The organism is Bacillus sp. MYb209, assembly GCF_002975175.1.
Classification (GTDB): Bacteria; Bacillota; Bacilli; order Bacillales; family Bacillaceae_G; genus Bacillus_A.
Genome location: NZ_PCNZ01000001.1, coordinates 437294 through 453591, shown reverse-complemented (window position 1 = coordinate 453591; position 16298 = coordinate 437294). Strand labels below are relative to the sequence as shown.

General features: G+C 34.4%; 15 protein-coding genes. 13 read left to right on the top strand and 2 right to left on the bottom strand.

All coding sequences use genetic code 11. The annotated features are described in order from the left end of the window. Positions 1-18 precede the first annotated feature (18 nt). The 11 genes from CQZ94_RS31075 (at position 19) to cbpA (ending at position 12555) form a co-directional block, all read left to right on the top strand. Positions 19-174, top strand: a complete 156-nt coding sequence (locus tag CQZ94_RS31075) for a hypothetical protein (protein WP_181149425.1) — start codon at positions 19-21, stop codon at positions 172-174. Between the two features lie 228 nt (positions 175-402). Then, entirely contained in the window at positions 403-1479 is a 1077-nt protein-coding gene (locus tag CQZ94_RS02540; RefSeq protein ID WP_105584156.1) for a putative 2-aminoethylphosphonate ABC transporter substrate-binding protein, read from the top strand. 19 nt (positions 1480-1498) lie between these two features. Continuing rightward, a complete protein-coding gene (locus CQZ94_RS02535) occupies positions 1499-2500 on the top strand; it encodes a putative 2-aminoethylphosphonate ABC transporter ATP-binding protein (protein ID WP_105584155.1) in 1002 nt (333 codons plus the stop codon). Further along, the gene (locus tag CQZ94_RS02530) at positions 2501-4258 is read left to right on the top strand and encodes a putative 2-aminoethylphosphonate ABC transporter permease subunit (RefSeq protein ID WP_142395728.1); all 1758 of its coding nucleotides are present in this window, start codon (positions 2501-2503) and stop codon (positions 4256-4258) included. Between the two features lie 21 nt (positions 4259-4279). Next, positions 4280-5074: a phosphonoacetaldehyde hydrolase gene (gene phnX, locus CQZ94_RS02525; RefSeq protein ID WP_105584154.1), complete on the top strand. Its 795-nt coding sequence runs from the start codon at positions 4280-4282 to the stop codon at positions 5072-5074. Between the two features lie 15 nt (positions 5075-5089). Beyond that, complete coding sequence (gene phnW, locus CQZ94_RS02520) at positions 5090-6187, top strand: 2-aminoethylphosphonate--pyruvate transaminase (protein WP_105584153.1); 1098 nt, start codon at positions 5090-5092, stop codon at positions 6185-6187. After that, a complete protein-coding gene (locus tag CQZ94_RS02515) occupies positions 6184-7368 on the top strand; it encodes a saccharopine dehydrogenase family protein (protein ID WP_105584152.1) in 1185 nt (394 codons plus the stop codon). Before phnW ends, CQZ94_RS02515 begins: the two co-directional genes overlap by 4 nt. Before the next feature lie 40 nt (positions 7369-7408). Then, on the top strand, positions 7409-8191 hold the full coding sequence (locus CQZ94_RS02510) for a DeoR/GlpR family DNA-binding transcription regulator (RefSeq protein WP_105584151.1): 783 nt from the start codon (positions 7409-7411) through the stop codon (positions 8189-8191). 452 nt (positions 8192-8643) lie between these two features. Then, positions 8644-10926, top strand: coding sequence for an NEAT domain-containing leucine-rich repeat protein (locus CQZ94_RS02505; RefSeq protein ID WP_105584150.1), 2283 nt, complete (start codon positions 8644-8646; stop codon positions 10924-10926). Positions 10927-11176: 250 nt separating this feature from the next. Beyond that, the gene (locus CQZ94_RS02500; protein WP_105584149.1) at positions 11177-11806 is read left to right on the top strand and encodes a class II aldolase/adducin family protein; all 630 of its coding nucleotides are present in this window, start codon (positions 11177-11179) and stop codon (positions 11804-11806) included. A gap of 125 nt (positions 11807-11931) precedes the next feature. Further along, positions 11932-12555, top strand: coding sequence for a cyclic di-AMP binding protein CbpA (gene cbpA / locus CQZ94_RS02495; protein ID WP_105584148.1), 624 nt, complete (start codon positions 11932-11934; stop codon positions 12553-12555). Between the two features lie 67 nt (positions 12556-12622). Here the strand turns inward: cbpA and CQZ94_RS02490 are convergent, their stop codons facing one another. Beyond that, complete coding sequence (locus tag CQZ94_RS02490; RefSeq protein WP_105584147.1) at positions 12623-13393, bottom strand: divergent polysaccharide deacetylase family protein; 771 nt, start codon at positions 13391-13393, stop codon at positions 12623-12625. A gap of 336 nt (positions 13394-13729) precedes the next feature. Here CQZ94_RS02490 and CQZ94_RS02485 point away from each other — a divergent pair, with 336 nt between their 5' ends. After that, positions 13730-14011 carry an aspartyl-phosphate phosphatase Spo0E family protein gene (locus tag CQZ94_RS02485; RefSeq protein ID WP_002149628.1) on the top strand — a complete coding sequence of 94 codons (282 nt, stop codon included), beginning with the start codon at positions 13730-13732 and terminating at the stop codon, positions 14009-14011. A gap of 29 nt (positions 14012-14040) precedes the next feature. On the opposite strand, the gene CQZ94_RS02480 is transcribed toward CQZ94_RS02485, so the two are convergent. Continuing rightward, complete coding sequence (locus CQZ94_RS02480) at positions 14041-15537, bottom strand: DUF3149 domain-containing protein (protein ID WP_105584146.1); 1497 nt, start codon at positions 15535-15537, stop codon at positions 14041-14043. A 194-nt stretch (positions 15538-15731) separates the two neighbouring features. Between CQZ94_RS02480 and CQZ94_RS02475 the strand changes: the two genes are divergently transcribed. After that, complete coding sequence (locus CQZ94_RS02475; protein ID WP_105584145.1) at positions 15732-16178, top strand: MarR family winged helix-turn-helix transcriptional regulator; 447 nt, start codon at positions 15732-15734, stop codon at positions 16176-16178. Positions 16179-16298: the final 120 nt, after the last annotated feature.

Sequence of the window (16298 nt, the reverse complement as noted above, 5' to 3'; positions counted from 1 at the left end):
TCGTGAGAGCAGGTGAGTATGTTGGTAAAAAGAAAAGTAAAACAAAATGCAGCAATTAATAATAATAAAACTCCGAAAGAAAGCTTACCAGATGCAGAACTTGCATTAGAGTATGAAGGAGAAAATAGTGCGAAGTATGCAAATCGTAATTCAAAAAAAGGTAAACAAAAATGAGGCGTTTTTTACAAACGCCTCATTTTTTTGTGGGATTATAAAGGTTTTTTAAATTATTTGTAAATTTCACGTTTTATATTAGCAGAAAAATGCGAAAAAACATAGAAGTAGCAACGTATTACACAAAAACAAACAACAAACAAAAGATTAATGTTGATTTAATACTGCTTTTACACTAGTTGTTTATATTTGAGTTGTACATAAGATTTGTAAAAGGAGAGAGAAACAGTGAAAAAAACAATCTTTAAAGCTGTAGCAACTGGAATGGTATTTTCGTTATTAATGGGGTGTGGTGCAAAGAAAGAAGAAAGTGCTGGAGCAAAAGTGAAAGATGATAAATTATCTGGATCATTAACTGTTTACACAGCGATTGAAGAAGAGCTTGTACCGATTTATCTTGATTCTTTTAAACAGAAGTACCCAGACGTGAAGTTGAACATTGTTCGTGATTCAACAGGAGTTATTACAGCGAAATTGCTAGCTGAAGGAAAAAATACACAAGCAGATGTTGTATGGGGAACTGCAGCGTCTAGTCTATTAGCTTTAGAGAAAAAAGATATGTTAAAAGGATACTCTCCAAAAGGAGCAGATCGTGTCCTTCCGCAATTTAAAGACGATAAGAAACCAGAAAAATGGGTAGGAAATACTGCATTTATGACGGGGATTGCTGTAAATAAAGAAGAATTGAAGAAGAAAAATTTACCGATGCCAGAATCATATGAAGATTTAACGAAACCAGAATATAAAGGAACGCTAGTTATGCCGCATCCGGCTTCTTCTGGAACAGGATTTTTAACAGTTTCTGCATGGCTACAAATTATGGGAGAAGATAAGGGCTGGGATTACATGAAGAAACTTCATGAGAATATGGCAACTTATACTCATTCAGGTTCAAAACCAGCGAAACTAGCAGGTGCAGGTGAATATCCAGTTGGTGTGTCAATGGTTTATAGTGCTTTGAAAGAGAAACAAAAAGGTGCACCAGTTGAAGTTGTACTGCCGAAAGAAGGATTAGGCTGGGAAGTAGAAGCGAACGCACTTATTAAGAAAGATAATGCAAAAAATGATAAATTAGCGCAAGCATTTTTAGATTGGGCAATTACAGATGATGTAATGAAGTTATACTTCGAGAAAAATGGATTTGCGACAATTAAAAATGATTATAAACTTCCAGATGGATTCCCTAAAGATGTGACAGAAAAGTTATATAAAAAGAATGACTTTAAATGGGCAGCAGAAAATCGTGACAAAATTTTAGAAAAATGGGAAAAAGAGTTTGGCCAAAAAGCAGAACCGAAAAAGTAAGTGAGTGGGAGAGAGAAAAATGAACGAATATTTATCAATTCAACACATTCAAAAACAGTTTGATGCATTTACAGTGTTAAAAGATATTTCTTTTACTGTGAAAAAAAATGAGTTTGTTTGTTTATTAGGCCCAAGTGGTTGTGGGAAAACGACGTTGCTCCGAATTTTAGCGGGGCTAGAAGAGGCAACAACAGGCAGTATTGCTGTGAATGGAAAAGATATTACAGCATTACCACCTGGAAAGAGGAACTTCGGAATGGTTTTTCAATCGTATGCATTATTTCCGAATTTAACTGCACTTGAAAATATTGAATACGGCTTAAAGACAAAAAAATATGGAAAAACAGAAGTAAAAGAGAAAGCGCTATTGGCGTTAGAACTTGTTGATTTGCTGAATGTAAAAGATAAATATCCTGCTCAAATGTCTGGTGGACAACAGCAGCGAGTAGCACTTGCACGTGCGCTCGCTCTGTCTCCCGATATTTTGTTACTTGATGAGCCGTTATCTGCTTTAGATGCAAAAGTGCGTGAAAAGTTGCGCAGAGAAATGCGTGATTTGCAAGAAAAAGTGGGAGTAACAACTATTATGGTAACGCATGATCAAGAAGAGGCATTAACGATGGCTGATAAAATTGTTGTAATGAATCATGCGGAAATTATGCAGATTGGAACACCAGAGGAGATTTATCAAAGACCAGCCAATCCGTTTGTGGCAGATTTTATTGGTTCTATTAATTTCTTTTCGAAAAATAACGAAGAACATGCAATTCGTCCTGAACATGTAACAGTTGTACAAAATAATGGTATTAAAACAGTTGTAGAAAGCATGGAATTTCGCGGGTCTGTATACCGGACGGAAGTGCGGGTTATAGAAGAGAAAACACACCTTTATAATGAGAAAATTGTAGTGGATATATTGGCATCAGAAGTAGAGGAAACTGCTATTAGAAAAGGAAAGTCAATTCAAATCTCTTTCTCAGAAAATCATATGTTGTCATATGGAAAGAAGGTCATTGTATAGATGGAGATGTTAGAAAACTTTAAGGCAGAGAGTACGAAAAAAAAGATTAAGAGACGTATCGGTAAAGAAGAGTGGATACAAAGACTATTAATTATTGGTATGCTTCTTTCATTTTTTATCATGCTTGTATTGCCTTTATTACAACTGTTTACACAAGCCTTTTATGATAAAGATGGAGCTTTTGTTGGTGTTGCGAATTTCAGTAAATATTTCACAACATCAACGCTAGTTCAATCACTACAAAATACGATATGGATTTCGGGCGCTACAACAATTATTTCGGTTACACTCGCTTTCGCTTACGCATATGCGATCGCTCGTACAAATGTTTTTGGAAAGCGCGTATTTCAATACATAGCATTATTACCATTATTCGCACCAACGATGATGCACGGTATTGCGCTTACATATTTATTTGGTAATCAAGGGTTAATAACAAAAGGGATGTTGGGTTTATTTGAAGGAATACAAATACCGTTATACGGACCAGTAGGAATTGTAATGGCTGAAGTTATGTATACATTTCCGCAAGCATTCCTTATTTTATTAATTGCTTTCCAAGGTTCTGATTATCGTTTATATGAAGCTTCTAATATGTTAGGTGCAAGTAAAGTGAAACAGTTTCTTACGGTTACTTTACCTAGTGTGAAATACGGATTAATTAGTGCGATGTTCGTTGTATTTACACTTAGTTTCACTGATTTTGGGGCACCTAAAATTGTTGGAGGACAATATAACGTACTTGCTACTGACGTATATAAGCAAGTAATTGGACAGCAAAATATGTCCATGGGCGCAACTGTCGGAATGATTTTATTAATCCCAGCTATTTTCGCATTTGCAGTTGATCGTATTACGCAAAGAAAACAGGCGAATCTCTTATCTTCAAAAGCAGTACCTTACAGAATAATAAATAATAAGAAAAGAGATGTTATTTCATTCGTATATTGTAGCGTAGTCACGTTTATGATCATTGTTTTATTTGTGGCAGTTGGTATTGCTGCAAGTGTGAAAGTATGGCCATATAATATGAGTTTTACACTTGAGCATTTTAATTTTTCAAGTTTGACAGGAGACGGAATTGAAGCATTTAAAAATAGTGTAATTGTCTCAGCTATTACGGCAGTTATCGGGGCGATTTTAACATTTGTGTTCGCTTATGCGATTGAAAAAATAGAACAGCTACAGTTTTTCAGAAAAGTAGGCTACTTTTTCTCTATTGTACCGTTAGCGATTCCTGGATTAGTACTTGGATTAGGATATGTCTTTTTCTTCAGTCAACCAACAATTCAAATTCTAGGACTTTCAATAACAAATCCGTTTCATTCCTTATATGGCACAATTGCTGTTTTAGTATTAGTAAATATCATTCATTTTTACTCTGTAACGTTTGTTACCGCAACGACTGCTTTAATGAAACTGGACCGAGAGTTTGAACTTGTTTCACAGTCGATGAGCGTACCGTTTTATAAAACTTTCTTTCGAGTAACAGTACCGATGTGTTTACCAGCTATTTTAGAAATGGTTATGTACTATTTCGTGAATTCAATGGTAACTGTATCGGCAGTAGTGTTCTTATATGCGGCTGATTTTAAACTAGCTGCTGTATCAATTGTAAATATGGATGATGCAGGAAATGTAGCACCAGCGGCTGCAATGAGTGTACTTATTGTTGTTACAAATATTGTAGTGAGAGTTGTATATGAATGGGGAACGAAAGCACTTCGTAACCGAACGTCACAATGGCAAAAAAGATAAGTAAGAAGGGTGATGGATAGAATGAAAATTGAAGCAGTTATTTTTGATTGGGCAGGTACGACAGTTGATTACGGATGTTTTGCACCACTGGAAGTATTTATGGAAATCTTCCATAAGCGCGGTGTTGAAATTACAGCAGAAGAAGCTCGCAAACCAATGGGGTTATTGAAGATTGATCATGTTAGGGCATTAACGGAAATGCCCCGTATTTCGAATGAGTGGAAGCGTGTCTTCGGACAATTACCAATAGAAGAAGATATTCATGAGATGTATGAAGAGTTTGAAGAAATTCTCTTCGCTATTTTACCACGCTATGCAGAACCGATTAATGGAGTAAAAGAAGTGATTGCTTCATTACGTGAAAGAGACATTAAAATTGGTTCAACAACTGGATATACGAGAGAAATGATGGATATTGTAGCAAAAGAAGCAGCACTACAAGGGTATAAACCCGATTTTCTTGTTACACCAAATGATGTTCTAGCAGGTCGTCCATATCCATGGATGTGTTATAAAAATGCGATGGAATTAGGTGTATACCCAATGAATCATATGATAAAAGTTGGAGACACCGTGTCAGATATGAAAGAGGGCAGAAATGCTGGAATGTGGACAGTTGGTGTAATCCTCGGTAGTAGTGAGCTCGGTTTAACGGAAGAGGAAGTTGAGAATATGGATCCGTTAGAGCTTCGTGAAAAAATAGAAGTAGTTCGTAATCGTTTCGTTGAAAACGGGGCTCATTTTACGATTGAAACGATGCAGGAACTCGAGAACGTAATTGAACATATCGAGAAACAAGAACTTATTATTTCATAAAAGGGGCATAGGATCATGAATGAAAATCACTACTTATTATTAACGCCAGGACCATTGACGACAACAAAAACGGTAAAAGAAGTTATGTTATACGATTGGTGTACGTGGGATGTTGAATATAACACGATGGTGCAAGATGTAAGAAATAGGCTTGTATCGTTAGCGACAAAGGAAGAAGAAAAGTACACAACAGTTTTAATGCAGGGAAGCGGTACGTTTTCGGTTGAAGCAGTAATTGGTTCTGTTATTCCTAAAAACGGAAAGCTGCTAGTTTGTACAAATGGTGCGTACGGTAAGCGGATTGTACAAATGGCAGAGATGTTACATATAGATGTGGTGGTCAGTCAAACAGAAGAGTGGGAACCTACTAATATTGCAGAAGTAGAAAAGTTATTGCAAGAAGATAAAGAGATTACGCATATTGTAGTTGTTCATTGTGAAACAACTACAGGTATTATTAATCCAATTGTAGACGTATGTAAATTGGGAAAACAATACGGAAAAGTTACACTGGTTGACGCAATGAGTAGTTTCGGTGGTATTGAAATAGATATCGCTGAGTTGCAAATTGACTTTTTAATTAGTAGTGCGAATAAATGTATTCAAGGTGTTCCCGGATTCGGTTTTGTCATCGCAAATCGTGATGAACTATTGAAATGTAAAGGGCAAGCTCGTTCTTTATCATTAGATTTATATGATCAGTGGGAAACGATGGAAGAGCAAAATGGGAAATGGCGCTTTACTTCACCAACCCATATTGTACGCGCCTTCTATCAAGCATTGTTGGAATTAGAAGAAGAAGGCGGGGTAAGAGCTCGTTACAATCGATATTATAGCAATCAAAAACTACTAGTGAACAAAATGAATGAAATTGGATTTAAGCCATTAGTAGATGAAAAATATCAATCTCCTATTATTACATCTTTCATTTACCCAGGTGAAGGATTTGAATTTCAGCAGTTGTATAATGAATTAAAGCGATATGGATTTGTTATTTATCCAGGTAAAATTTCGAAAGTAGATACGTTCCGCATTGGAAATATCGGTGATGTACATGAAGAAGATATTATTCGCTTAGTTGATAGTATTGCTAAAGGGGTTGTTATAGGGTGAAAGTATTTTGCTTAGGTGGAGCAGGTAAAATTTGTCGTGAAGCAATTTTAGATTTAGTTCAATTTTCATCTTTTGAGACGATTACGGTAGCCGATTTTAATGAAGAGGAAGGCCGAAAAGTAGTAGAGTGGTTAAATGATTCTCGTGTTGATTTTGTGAAAGTCGATGTGACAAATCATGAGGATACGGTCGCAAAAATGAAAGGGTATGACATTGTAATGGATGGTACGACGATAAAGTTAAATGGATTGTCTACTCGCTGTATCGCAGATGCCGGCTGTCACGGTGTGAACTTAAATGGATTTGGTGAAGAAAATGAATCCCACTCTAAATTTGTTCAACATGGAACAACATGTTTACCTGGATTTGGTATGACACCAGGTGTAACGCAAATGATGGCCATGCATGCAGCAAATCAGTTAGATACTGTAGAGTCAGTTCGAGTAAGTCATGGCTCGTATCGTCCAATTGCTTTTTCTGCATCAATTACAGAGACAACGACATATGAGTATGATCCACATTTGCCGACGCGTACAGTGTATGAGGAAGGTGAATTTCAGCAAGTACCTCCGTTTGCGCGCCCGAGAGAAATTGAATTACCAGCACCTTACGGAAAAACAATGCAGTATATAATCCCGCATTCAGAAACGATTACGTTAGCGAAGGCACTGGAGGATAAAGGTGTTGGGCTAATAGAAACGAGAGGTACTTGGCCAGAGCAAAATATGCAGCTCGTTCGTGCTTTATATGATTATGGTATATTGCGTAATGATCAAATTGAAATAAACGGTAAAGAAATTGGTATTATGGATTGTATTTCGAAGTATCTATTAAAATCGAAAGAAGGGCAAGCAACAGAGCTTTATGGTTATGCACTTCATGTAGAAGTAGTAGGTATGAAAAATAATCAAAAACAGCGACATGTCTTATACCATACACATCCGCTATCTGACGGTTCTGTAGTAGGTTGGGAGAAATTAAGAGCCTATACAAGAAATGTTGGTATCCCATTTGGAATCGCTACAGAGTTAATTGCAAAAGGAGTAGTTAATAAAGTCGGTGTTATTACTCCTGAAGAAGCTTTCGAAAATCCACAAATTATTTTTGACGAACTAGAAAAGCGCGGTATTTATATTCATGAAGAGATTTTCACTGAAAAAGAAAATTATAACTTTGTATAAGTAAGGCAGTTTATGAGGTAGATATAAATGGGGTGAGTCTATGTCTGTAGTAGGTGAAGAAAGAAAGAGGACAATTCTTGAAAAGGTAGAGTTTAAAGGGAAAGTAAAAGTTTCAGAATTGGCGAGAGAGTTCGCAGTATCAACAGAGACGATTCGTCGGTATTTAGAAGAATTAGATCGTGAAAAAAAATTGAAGAAAGTATACGGTGGAGCCGTTCAACTTCCGGGAGCTGGGATAGAGGCACCGATGTTAGAACGAGAGATGCTGCATATAGAAGAGAAGAAAAGAATTGGGTATAAAGCAGCAACGTTTGTCGAAGATGGAGATGTTATTGCGATTGATGATGGAAGTACACCACTTCAAATGGTGCCATATCTTGTTCATCGTAAAAATTTAACGATTGTTACGAGCTCTTTTCCAGTAGCGACACAATTAATATCTTCTATTAATAAAAAGTTGTTTCACGGTGAAGTTTTATTTATAGGCGGGAAAGTATCTCCAAAACATTCACGTGTGTCGGGGTCTATTTCACAGCAAGTAATTCATCAATTCCATTTTCATAAAGCATTCGTTTCGATTGATGGATTGTTACCTAGCTTTGGGGTTTCCAGCTTTGAATTAGAAAAAGCGAAACTGTCAGAAGCGATGATTAAATTATCGGAGAAAACGTATATTTTATGTGATCATACAAAGGTAGGCGTAAAAGGGAACTACCGAATAGCAGGATTTTCTCGTATTCAACATGTTATTTGTGATAAGAAAATGCCCTATAGTTTTGAAGAAGAAGTCAAAAAGCATAATATTCAATGGACAGTTTGCTAACAATCAGTGGGAAATTCCATCTCTCTTTAATTATTAGTAATGTTTAACGTGAATGTTGAGATGCTCATGAATAATGAGTAATAAAGGTTTGTATTCGTGCAAAAAAAGTGGACACATTTTCTCGCTTCCTTCATATAATTTACCAATAGAAAAAAAGTTGGCTGAAGGAAAGAGGGGACGGGAATGTCGGAACGAATATATAATAAGCTTGTAGTTTACACGAATATTTTGCAGAAGATTGGTGTTATTAATGAGAAAGAAAAAAGTGAAATCCTTCATACGATAGGTAAAAAGGCCCTTTGAATAAAGGGTTTTTTTATTGCGCATTAAAAGAAAATAAAAGCATTTGTAATATTACTATTGACATTGAAAATGATATTCATTATCATTTATTTGTATATAATTGATATTGGTTATCAATTAAAATATATATAAGATAAGGGGATATTATTTTGAAAAGAAGTCATATTAGGGCTCTATTAGTAGCCACATCATTAGCTATTCCATTTGCTGCATACTCTACTCCAGCATTAGCAGCAGTTACAATGGAAGCAACTAAATCAGGAGTAACAGTAAGTGATCGTATATATGATGCTGAAATTAAAATATATAAAGATCAAAAAGATGAACCATCTATGGTTTCTCAATACATAAAAGATCCTAAAGTGACGATTGAAAACAATAAAAAGGTTGTTACTGCAACAGTACAAGATAGTGATTATTTTCAATATCTTAGAATAGAAGATAGAAACCAACCAGGTGTATTTCATGATGTGAAAGTTTTGTCAGAAGATAAGAGGAAAAATGGGACGAAAGTAGTTCAATTTGAAATTGGTGAATTTGAGAAGAAGCATAATATGCAAATGCATATACTTATTCCGGCTATTGGATATGATCATAAATATCAAGTTCAATTTGAAATTAAAGATCCAACTTTAGGCGACAAAGAAACAGAGAAACCAGATGATAACTCTAATTCAGGCAATACGGAAACGGATACTCCAGTTGATAGTCAAAACATGATAACAGATAAGAAACTAAGAGAACTTGTTAATAAAAAAGTATTTAATAGAAAAGATTTAAATACACCAATTACGAAAGAAGAGTTATTACAAGTAAATGACTTGTTTTTAAATACGAATGAGATTCTTGATTATAGTGCATTGAAATATATGCCAAATTTAAAATCTTTAACAGTTGCAAATGCGAAGATAAAAGATCCGTCGTTCTTTACGAGCTTAAAGCAATTGAAACATTTGGCTTTACGCGCTAATGAAATTGTAGATGTAACACCACTTGTTAAGATGGATAATTTAGATTCTCTTGATTTAAGTAATAATAAAATTACGAACGTTGCACCACTAACGGAAATGAAAAATGTAACAAGTTTATTTTTAGCAGGAAATCAAATTGAGGATGTAATACCATTAGCGAAAATGGAACAATTAGATTACTTGAATGTGGCAAACAATAAAATTTCAAACGTTGCTCCGTTAAGTAAGTTAAAAAATGTAACATACTTATCTTTAGCAGGAAATCAAATTGAAGATATTACACCGCTTTATACGTTACCGTTAAAAGATTTAGTATTAACGCGTAATAAAGTTAAAAATTTATCAGGAATTGATCAATTGAATCAATTACAAGAGTTATGGATTGGGAAAAATGAAATAAAAGATGTTACTCCTCTAAGTAAGATGACACAGTTGAAAGTTTTAAACTTACCTAACAATGAGTTAAAGGATATTACTCCATTATCAAGTCTAGTAAACTTACAAAAACTTGATTTAGAAGCAAATTATATTTCAGACTTAACACCAGTTAGCAATTTGAAAAAGTTAGTATTTCTAAGTTTTGTTGCAAATGAAATTCGCGATGTTAGACCAGTTGTGGAGTTAAGTAAGACAGCTTACATTAATGTTCAAAATCAAAAAATATTTTTAGCGGAAACAGAAGTAAATAAAGAAGTGAAAGTACCTGTATACGAAAAAGATGGTAAAATCTCTACAAAAATTCGTTTGAAGAGTGAAGATGGTACGTATAGTAACGATGTAGTTAAGTGGAGTACACCGGGTGAGAAAGTATATGAATTTGGTGTGAAAGACCCATTTGCAGATACAGGAATCTTTTTCACAGGTTCTGTTATTCAAAATGTAGTAGAAAGTAAAGAGGACAATACGTCTAAAGAAGATGAGAAAATAGAAGTAGTAGAATTTAAAGATGTGCCAAAGGGTCACTGGTCAGAAAAAGCAATTAACTATTTAGCGAAAGAAGATATTTTTAAAGGATATGGAAATGGACAATTTGGATTTGGGGATAATATTACTCGTGGACAAGTTGCGTCTTTAGTACAAAGGTACTTGAAATTAGAAAATAAAGTAGAGCAGAAAGAGATGTTTACTGATACGAAAGGGCATATGTTTGAGCAAGATATTGCTACAGTTGCACAAGCTGGAATTATGCAAGGAGATGGTACAGGGAAGTTTCGTCCAGAAGGAGTATTAACTAGGTACGAGATGTCAGTAGTATTACAAAAAGTATTTCAGTTAAATGAAAATGAAAATGATTTGGAGAACTTTACAGACGTACCAACAGGTCATTGGGCAGAAGGATATGTGAAAGCTTTAGTGGATAATAATATATCAAAAGGTGACGGGAATGGGAACTTTTTAGGGGATGATTTCGTAACACGTGAGCAATATGCGCAATTTCTGTATAAGGCAATAAAAAAATAATAAATGAGAAAAATACGTTATTCTTTAATAAGAAGAATAACGTATTTTTTATATGTACAAAATCAAGTACTAAATAGACAGGAGTGCTTACATGTGATAGGCCTATTTTTCCGATAGGTGCTGAAACCATATTGACAAAAAGGCATTCTCGTGTGATAATTCAATTAAATTTTTAGAATAATCAAAAAAATAATCCTTTTATATAGAAAGGATTTGAACATTATATTAATATTACGCCGGGGGTGACGAAATGTTATTTTTTCTGAAGAAATGGAACGAATTAAAAGATGTGAAAGCAGAATTGGCACTTCGCGATTGGTTTTATGGTACAAAAATTAGTTTATCGATGTGTACGTCAAAAGAGCCATTAACATTTTTAGTGAATGTAGAGGGAAGAGATAAAGGGGTATTTTCTGACGAAGATTTTATTGTCGTAAATTGCATGTGTGAGCCAGTATTTGAAAAGGAAGAAAAACCAGCTACAGAGTCATTTATGCATGCGGATATTTATAAAAAAAGTAGTGCAGAATGCATTTTACAAGTACAGACTGTAGATAGTCATTTAATGTCAGAGCTATATGGGAAAGAAGGAGAAGTAACATTCGAAAAACGCAGTGTGGAACGTGTTTTTGGAAAAGATGGTATTACAGAAATGACAATTCCAATTGTAGAAGATGAAAAAAAATTCGCTAATTTATTAGAAAATAATGTTCCAAATTTTATTGAAGGTGGAGGAGTAGTCCTTGTTCATAATTACGGAATGATCGTGTGGGGGAAAACCCCAGAAGAAGCGAAAAAATGGTTGGAAGGTATAGAGTATTTAATGAACTATCACGTAAAGCTTTTAATGATAAAAGGGGCAAAAAGTTCTGTTATATAAAGATGTATTCACAGAGATTAAAATCCCATAAAAATGAAAGCGTTTTAAAAGTAAATTTCACTCATAAAATATAGGTCTCCTTATTATATATAGATTACATGTTGACATGTAAGGAGGAACATATTTTGCGAGTTAAATATCATTTTCTGCCAAAACAGCAGGTGACATTTTGCAAAACGAATGATTCTGGTGAAAAGGCGTTACAAATTATGAATGAAACGGGATTTCGCGCAATCCCTGTATTAGCAGAAAATGAGAAGGAATTCACGGGGATTATTTATAAAGTAGATCTTTTAGAAAAGAAGTGTAATAGCAGATTAGAGGATGTAAGTACAAAAGATGTACTGGAAAGTCCAAATTCGTTTATTTTTGAAAAGGATTCTTTTTTTAGAGCTTTTTACGTTATTCGTCGTCTCCCGTTTTTAGCGGTTTTAAATGAGTATAATGAATTTGTCGGCATTTTAACACATTCTAATGTATTTGATGTTATTGAGGATTCGTTCGGTATGCGGACGGGTGGTTATATATTAACAATTGCAACACAAGATTGTAAGGGAACAATTAAAGAGCTTGGGACATTATTAAAAGCATATAATATCGGTGGACTGTTTACGCTTGATAACGGTGATCAATATATTCGCCGTGTTATCGTAAATATATCGGATGAGTTAAATGAAAAAAAATTAAAGCAATTAATTGAAAAGATAGAGAAAAAGGGATTCAGGGTGAGTCATGTAGATTATATTTAAGTTGAAAAGGAAAGGTACCTATCTGCTATGTGTAGATAGGTATCTTTTTTAGTGCGAGAAATGAATCTTATTTTGAAACAGAAGGTGGAGACAATGCTAAATCAGATAAAAAAATAAAGTCTGCATGCTCACGAATTTTAGGAATAGAAGTTTCTATAACACGTGATGTAATTTCACCTGGAGCCCCAACGTGTCCGATAGCTACCATAATGGGTTTGTCTTGGATTTTTTTTATGAGTAATTGTGCTTGTTTTGAAATGTGACTTACCGTATATACATCATCAAAAAATAATTGATTTTCAATAATAGGCACGCCTAATTCTTTACCGATTTTTGGGACAACACTATTAGGGTTTGTTTTACTATCTAAATAAAATAAACCGTGTTTTTTACAGGCAGAAAGTATAAGACGTACAATCCTTTCATCAGCGGTTACTTTTGATCCCATATGATTGTTCATTCCTATTGCATGAGGTATTTCTTGAATTGCTTGTTCGAGTCGGTTGTTTATTTCCTCATCGCTTAAATCTGTTGTAATCGCTTTTGGTCCAAGCCACTCTTTTTTTCCTCTAATTGGTTCCATGGGCATATGTATAATAACTTCATGCCCTTTTTTATGGGCAGCTATTGCATCTTGCTTAGTAGAAGGAAGAAATGGCATAACAGCAACAGTGAGTGGAATTGGAAGTGATAACATCTTATCTGTGCCTTTCATATTATTGCCGAAATCATCGATGACAATAGCAACCTTATTCGTATGAGCGTTTGCTTGAATAGGAAATAAGAAGAAGGGTATGAACAGGGTGAAGACGAGAAATGCAATGGTATATTTGCGCATATAAATATTTCCTTTCTATTTTATCAATCATCATTATGTTTTGCGTTTTTATATAAATTAAACAAAAAATGTCGAAGAAAAGTACATTAAAAATAGAGAACCCACTGTTTACTGAGTATTTACAAAAAAGAAGATGAAAAAAATGTCTATTATTGCGAATGTATTTACAAAGATAGAATAATTTGTAATAATTCTCAAAGTGAGGGTAAAGATTTGTAAATTACAGGGGGAAAATGTTAAAATTTCTGATTCTTCAAATTCAAATAAGATTAAGTGTTTAAAGGGCTAAAGTAGAAGAGACGTTGAGAGTATGGAAGAAAAATAAGGGGGATATGGATGTTTACTGTAAAAAGGAAGTACACATTAGAAAAGCTTTCGCATGATATTCATATGAAACGTGAAGAAATGATTCATTTAGGATTAACAAGTGGGTTAAATAGTATGGAGACAATTCAAGTTAGTCAAGAATTGGACAAGCTTATCGTACAGTATCAGCGTTACAAAGAAAAACAAACACCGAAATGGTTTTCAATTATAAAGGTTCCTATTTTTCAAATTGGGTATGAAGGGAAATCGAGCAATTTTTGGAGAATGTTTGTGGCTGGTTTTATGAAATAAGTATAATTACCCTTTTAGGATAAGGATAATTATACTATGTGTAATGGAATCTCTATATGAACTGTCGTTCCTTTGTTTTCTTTACTATCAATAAATATATGCCCATTGTACATCTCTACAATTCGTTTACATATAACAAGCCCCAGACCTGTTCCAGTATCTTTATTAGTAAAGAACGGATGAAAGAGGTGTTTTTGAATATGTTTTGGAATCCCTTTTCCAGTATCAATAATTTGCAGTTGTGCGTGTTTTTCGTTGTTTGTTACTACAATGGTTAATGTATCACCAGAAGCCATAGCTTCAATTGCATTTTTTGTAATGTTTAAAACCACTTGTTTCATATGGTCTTTTGAGCAACGTATATGAACAGGGTGGTCTGGCAAATGTAAATGAAATACAATGTTATGTAGATTCGCTTCAGATTGGATAATTAATGCTACCTCATTAAGAATCGTTCTTACATCATATGTTTGTTCAATGATGGCAGTTGGCTTTCCAAGAATAAGAAATTCGCTTACAATTTCATTAATCCGTTCTATTTCTTGTTCGATTATGGAAAAGTAGAACTGATCCTGTTCATCTTTATATTTCTCTTTTAACAGAGCGACGAGTCCTTTAATTCCAGTAAGAGGGTTACGGATTTCATGAGCTGTACTAGCTGCAAAAGTTCCAACCAATTCAATTTTTTGTAGTTCATTTTGTTGTCTTTCTAGTTTTGTTTGACGTTTTAATAACATATATTGAACAAGTAAAAATAAAATAGACATTAAAAATAAAGTAGCTATACACTCTATTGAAACTAACTGGTATAAAGTTTGTTGATGAATAGGTAACGGAGAAACAGAGACTTTCCAATTTAATCTTTGGAGTGGGGTAGTAAGCATGTTAGAATGCCCATCGCTTGTTTCGTTATTATCATCGGTTAGAAAAACTACATCATGTTTATCAGTCACTTCGAAATGATATTGTGGTTTAATAGCATTTAAAGAGGCTGAAATGTAGTCAAAGCGTAAACTTGCTAATAGTAAGCCCGAGAGTTCCTTTTGTTTATTAAATATTGGAGAGGCAATCATAATAGCTTGATGTCCAAGAACGCGATCTGTAATAACTGATGATACAGTTGTTTCCTTAGATTGCAATGCATCTTGGATGTATTGGCGGTCAGAAACGTCAATAGGCGGCGAATCGCCTTGGGATGCGATTGTAATCATCCCATCTATCGTAGCGTAATATAGACCGGAAAAACGTTCATCATTTCCATCGGTATCATGTACAATCTGTTTAATCCCATTGATGTTTCCAGTTTCGGTCCCTACGACTTTTGCGAGCATTTCTAAGGCAGATATAGCTTCACCAAGGTGATGGTCTAAATAGTCTCTATATAAAAAGAGAACAGTGTGAGCAGATAGGTTGTTTGCCTGTTTCATTTGATAAGTGTGATACGAAAAAAATGTGGCACCAATCCCTATCGTTGGCAGTATAACAAGCAGTATGTAAAAAACTATGCTTTGTAATTTGACTTTCAAATTTGGTACTCCTTCTTTTTTTATTATCATTATATATAAACTATGTTAAAATTGTCATGTTTTTATTCAAGAATCATTTGCATTACATTAGGGAAAGGAAAAGGGATGAGTGAATATTCATTCGGAAGTTGTAATGAAGTGCTACGTTGCTTTTCTTTTTGTTGCGGAGAATTTAAGTGAAGGGTTGAAATGGTATGATATCAAATAATGAGCGAGAAGACATTTCTCAATCTTTAAAAGTATTTATTGCATTATCCCGTGTACATCGTTCTGTTATGGATACTACAAATAAATCCATACAAAGTAACGGATTAAATCCAACTGAGTTTGCTGTATTAGAATTACTATATCATAAAGGAGGCCAACCACTTCAGCAAATCGGTGAACGTATTTTAATAGCTAGTGGCAGCATTACATACGTTGTAGATAAGCTAGAGAAAAAAGGGCTTGTAAAACGAATTCCATGTCCAAATGACAGGCGTGTTATTTATGCACAATTAACGGAGTCTGGAGAGAGCTTTATTGCTTCTATTTTTCCAGGTCATGAGCAAGTTATACATCAGTCTTTTGAAATGTTAACGAAGGATGAGAAGGATGAATTACTCGAGCTATTGAAAAAAATTGGAAAGTATGAAAAATGATGATATGTTCCAAAGGAGCTTTGGATAAAGAAATCCAAGGCTTTTTTGTGTGCATGTATTTATGACATCATCTACCGCATTTTGCTGAAGAATAAGAGGAGATTTGTAAGTAAGAATTGA

What these genes read in the sequence shown, in the direction of transcription:
- CQZ94_RS31075 (WP_181149425.1), top strand. Translation starts at nt 19, where the DNA reads ATGTTGGTAAAAAGAAAAGTAAAACAAAATGCAGCAATTAATAATAAT.
- CQZ94_RS02535 (WP_105584155.1), top strand. Translation starts at nt 1,499, where the DNA reads ATGAACGAATATTTATCAATTCAACACATTCAAAAACAGTTTGATGCA.
- CQZ94_RS02530 (WP_142395728.1), top strand. Translation starts at nt 2,501, where the DNA reads ATGGAGATGTTAGAAAACTTTAAGGCAGAGAGTACGAAAAAAAAGATT.
- phnX (WP_105584154.1), top strand. Translation starts at nt 4,280, where the DNA reads ATGAAAATTGAAGCAGTTATTTTTGATTGGGCAGGTACGACAGTTGAT.
- phnW (WP_105584153.1), top strand. Translation starts at nt 5,090, where the DNA reads ATGAATGAAAATCACTACTTATTATTAACGCCAGGACCATTGACGACA.
- CQZ94_RS02510 (WP_105584151.1), top strand. Translation starts at nt 7,409, where the DNA reads ATGTCTGTAGTAGGTGAAGAAAGAAAGAGGACAATTCTTGAAAAGGTA.
- CQZ94_RS02500 (WP_105584149.1), top strand. Translation starts at nt 11,177, where the DNA reads ATGTTATTTTTTCTGAAGAAATGGAACGAATTAAAAGATGTGAAAGCA.
- CQZ94_RS02490 (WP_105584147.1), bottom strand. Translation starts at nt 13,393, where the DNA reads ATGCGCAAATATACCATTGCATTTCTCGTCTTCACCCTGTTCATACCC.
- CQZ94_RS02485 (WP_002149628.1), top strand. Translation starts at nt 13,730, where the DNA reads ATGTTTACTGTAAAAAGGAAGTACACATTAGAAAAGCTTTCGCATGAT.
- CQZ94_RS02475 (WP_105584145.1), top strand. Translation starts at nt 15,732, where the DNA reads ATGATATCAAATAATGAGCGAGAAGACATTTCTCAATCTTTAAAAGTA.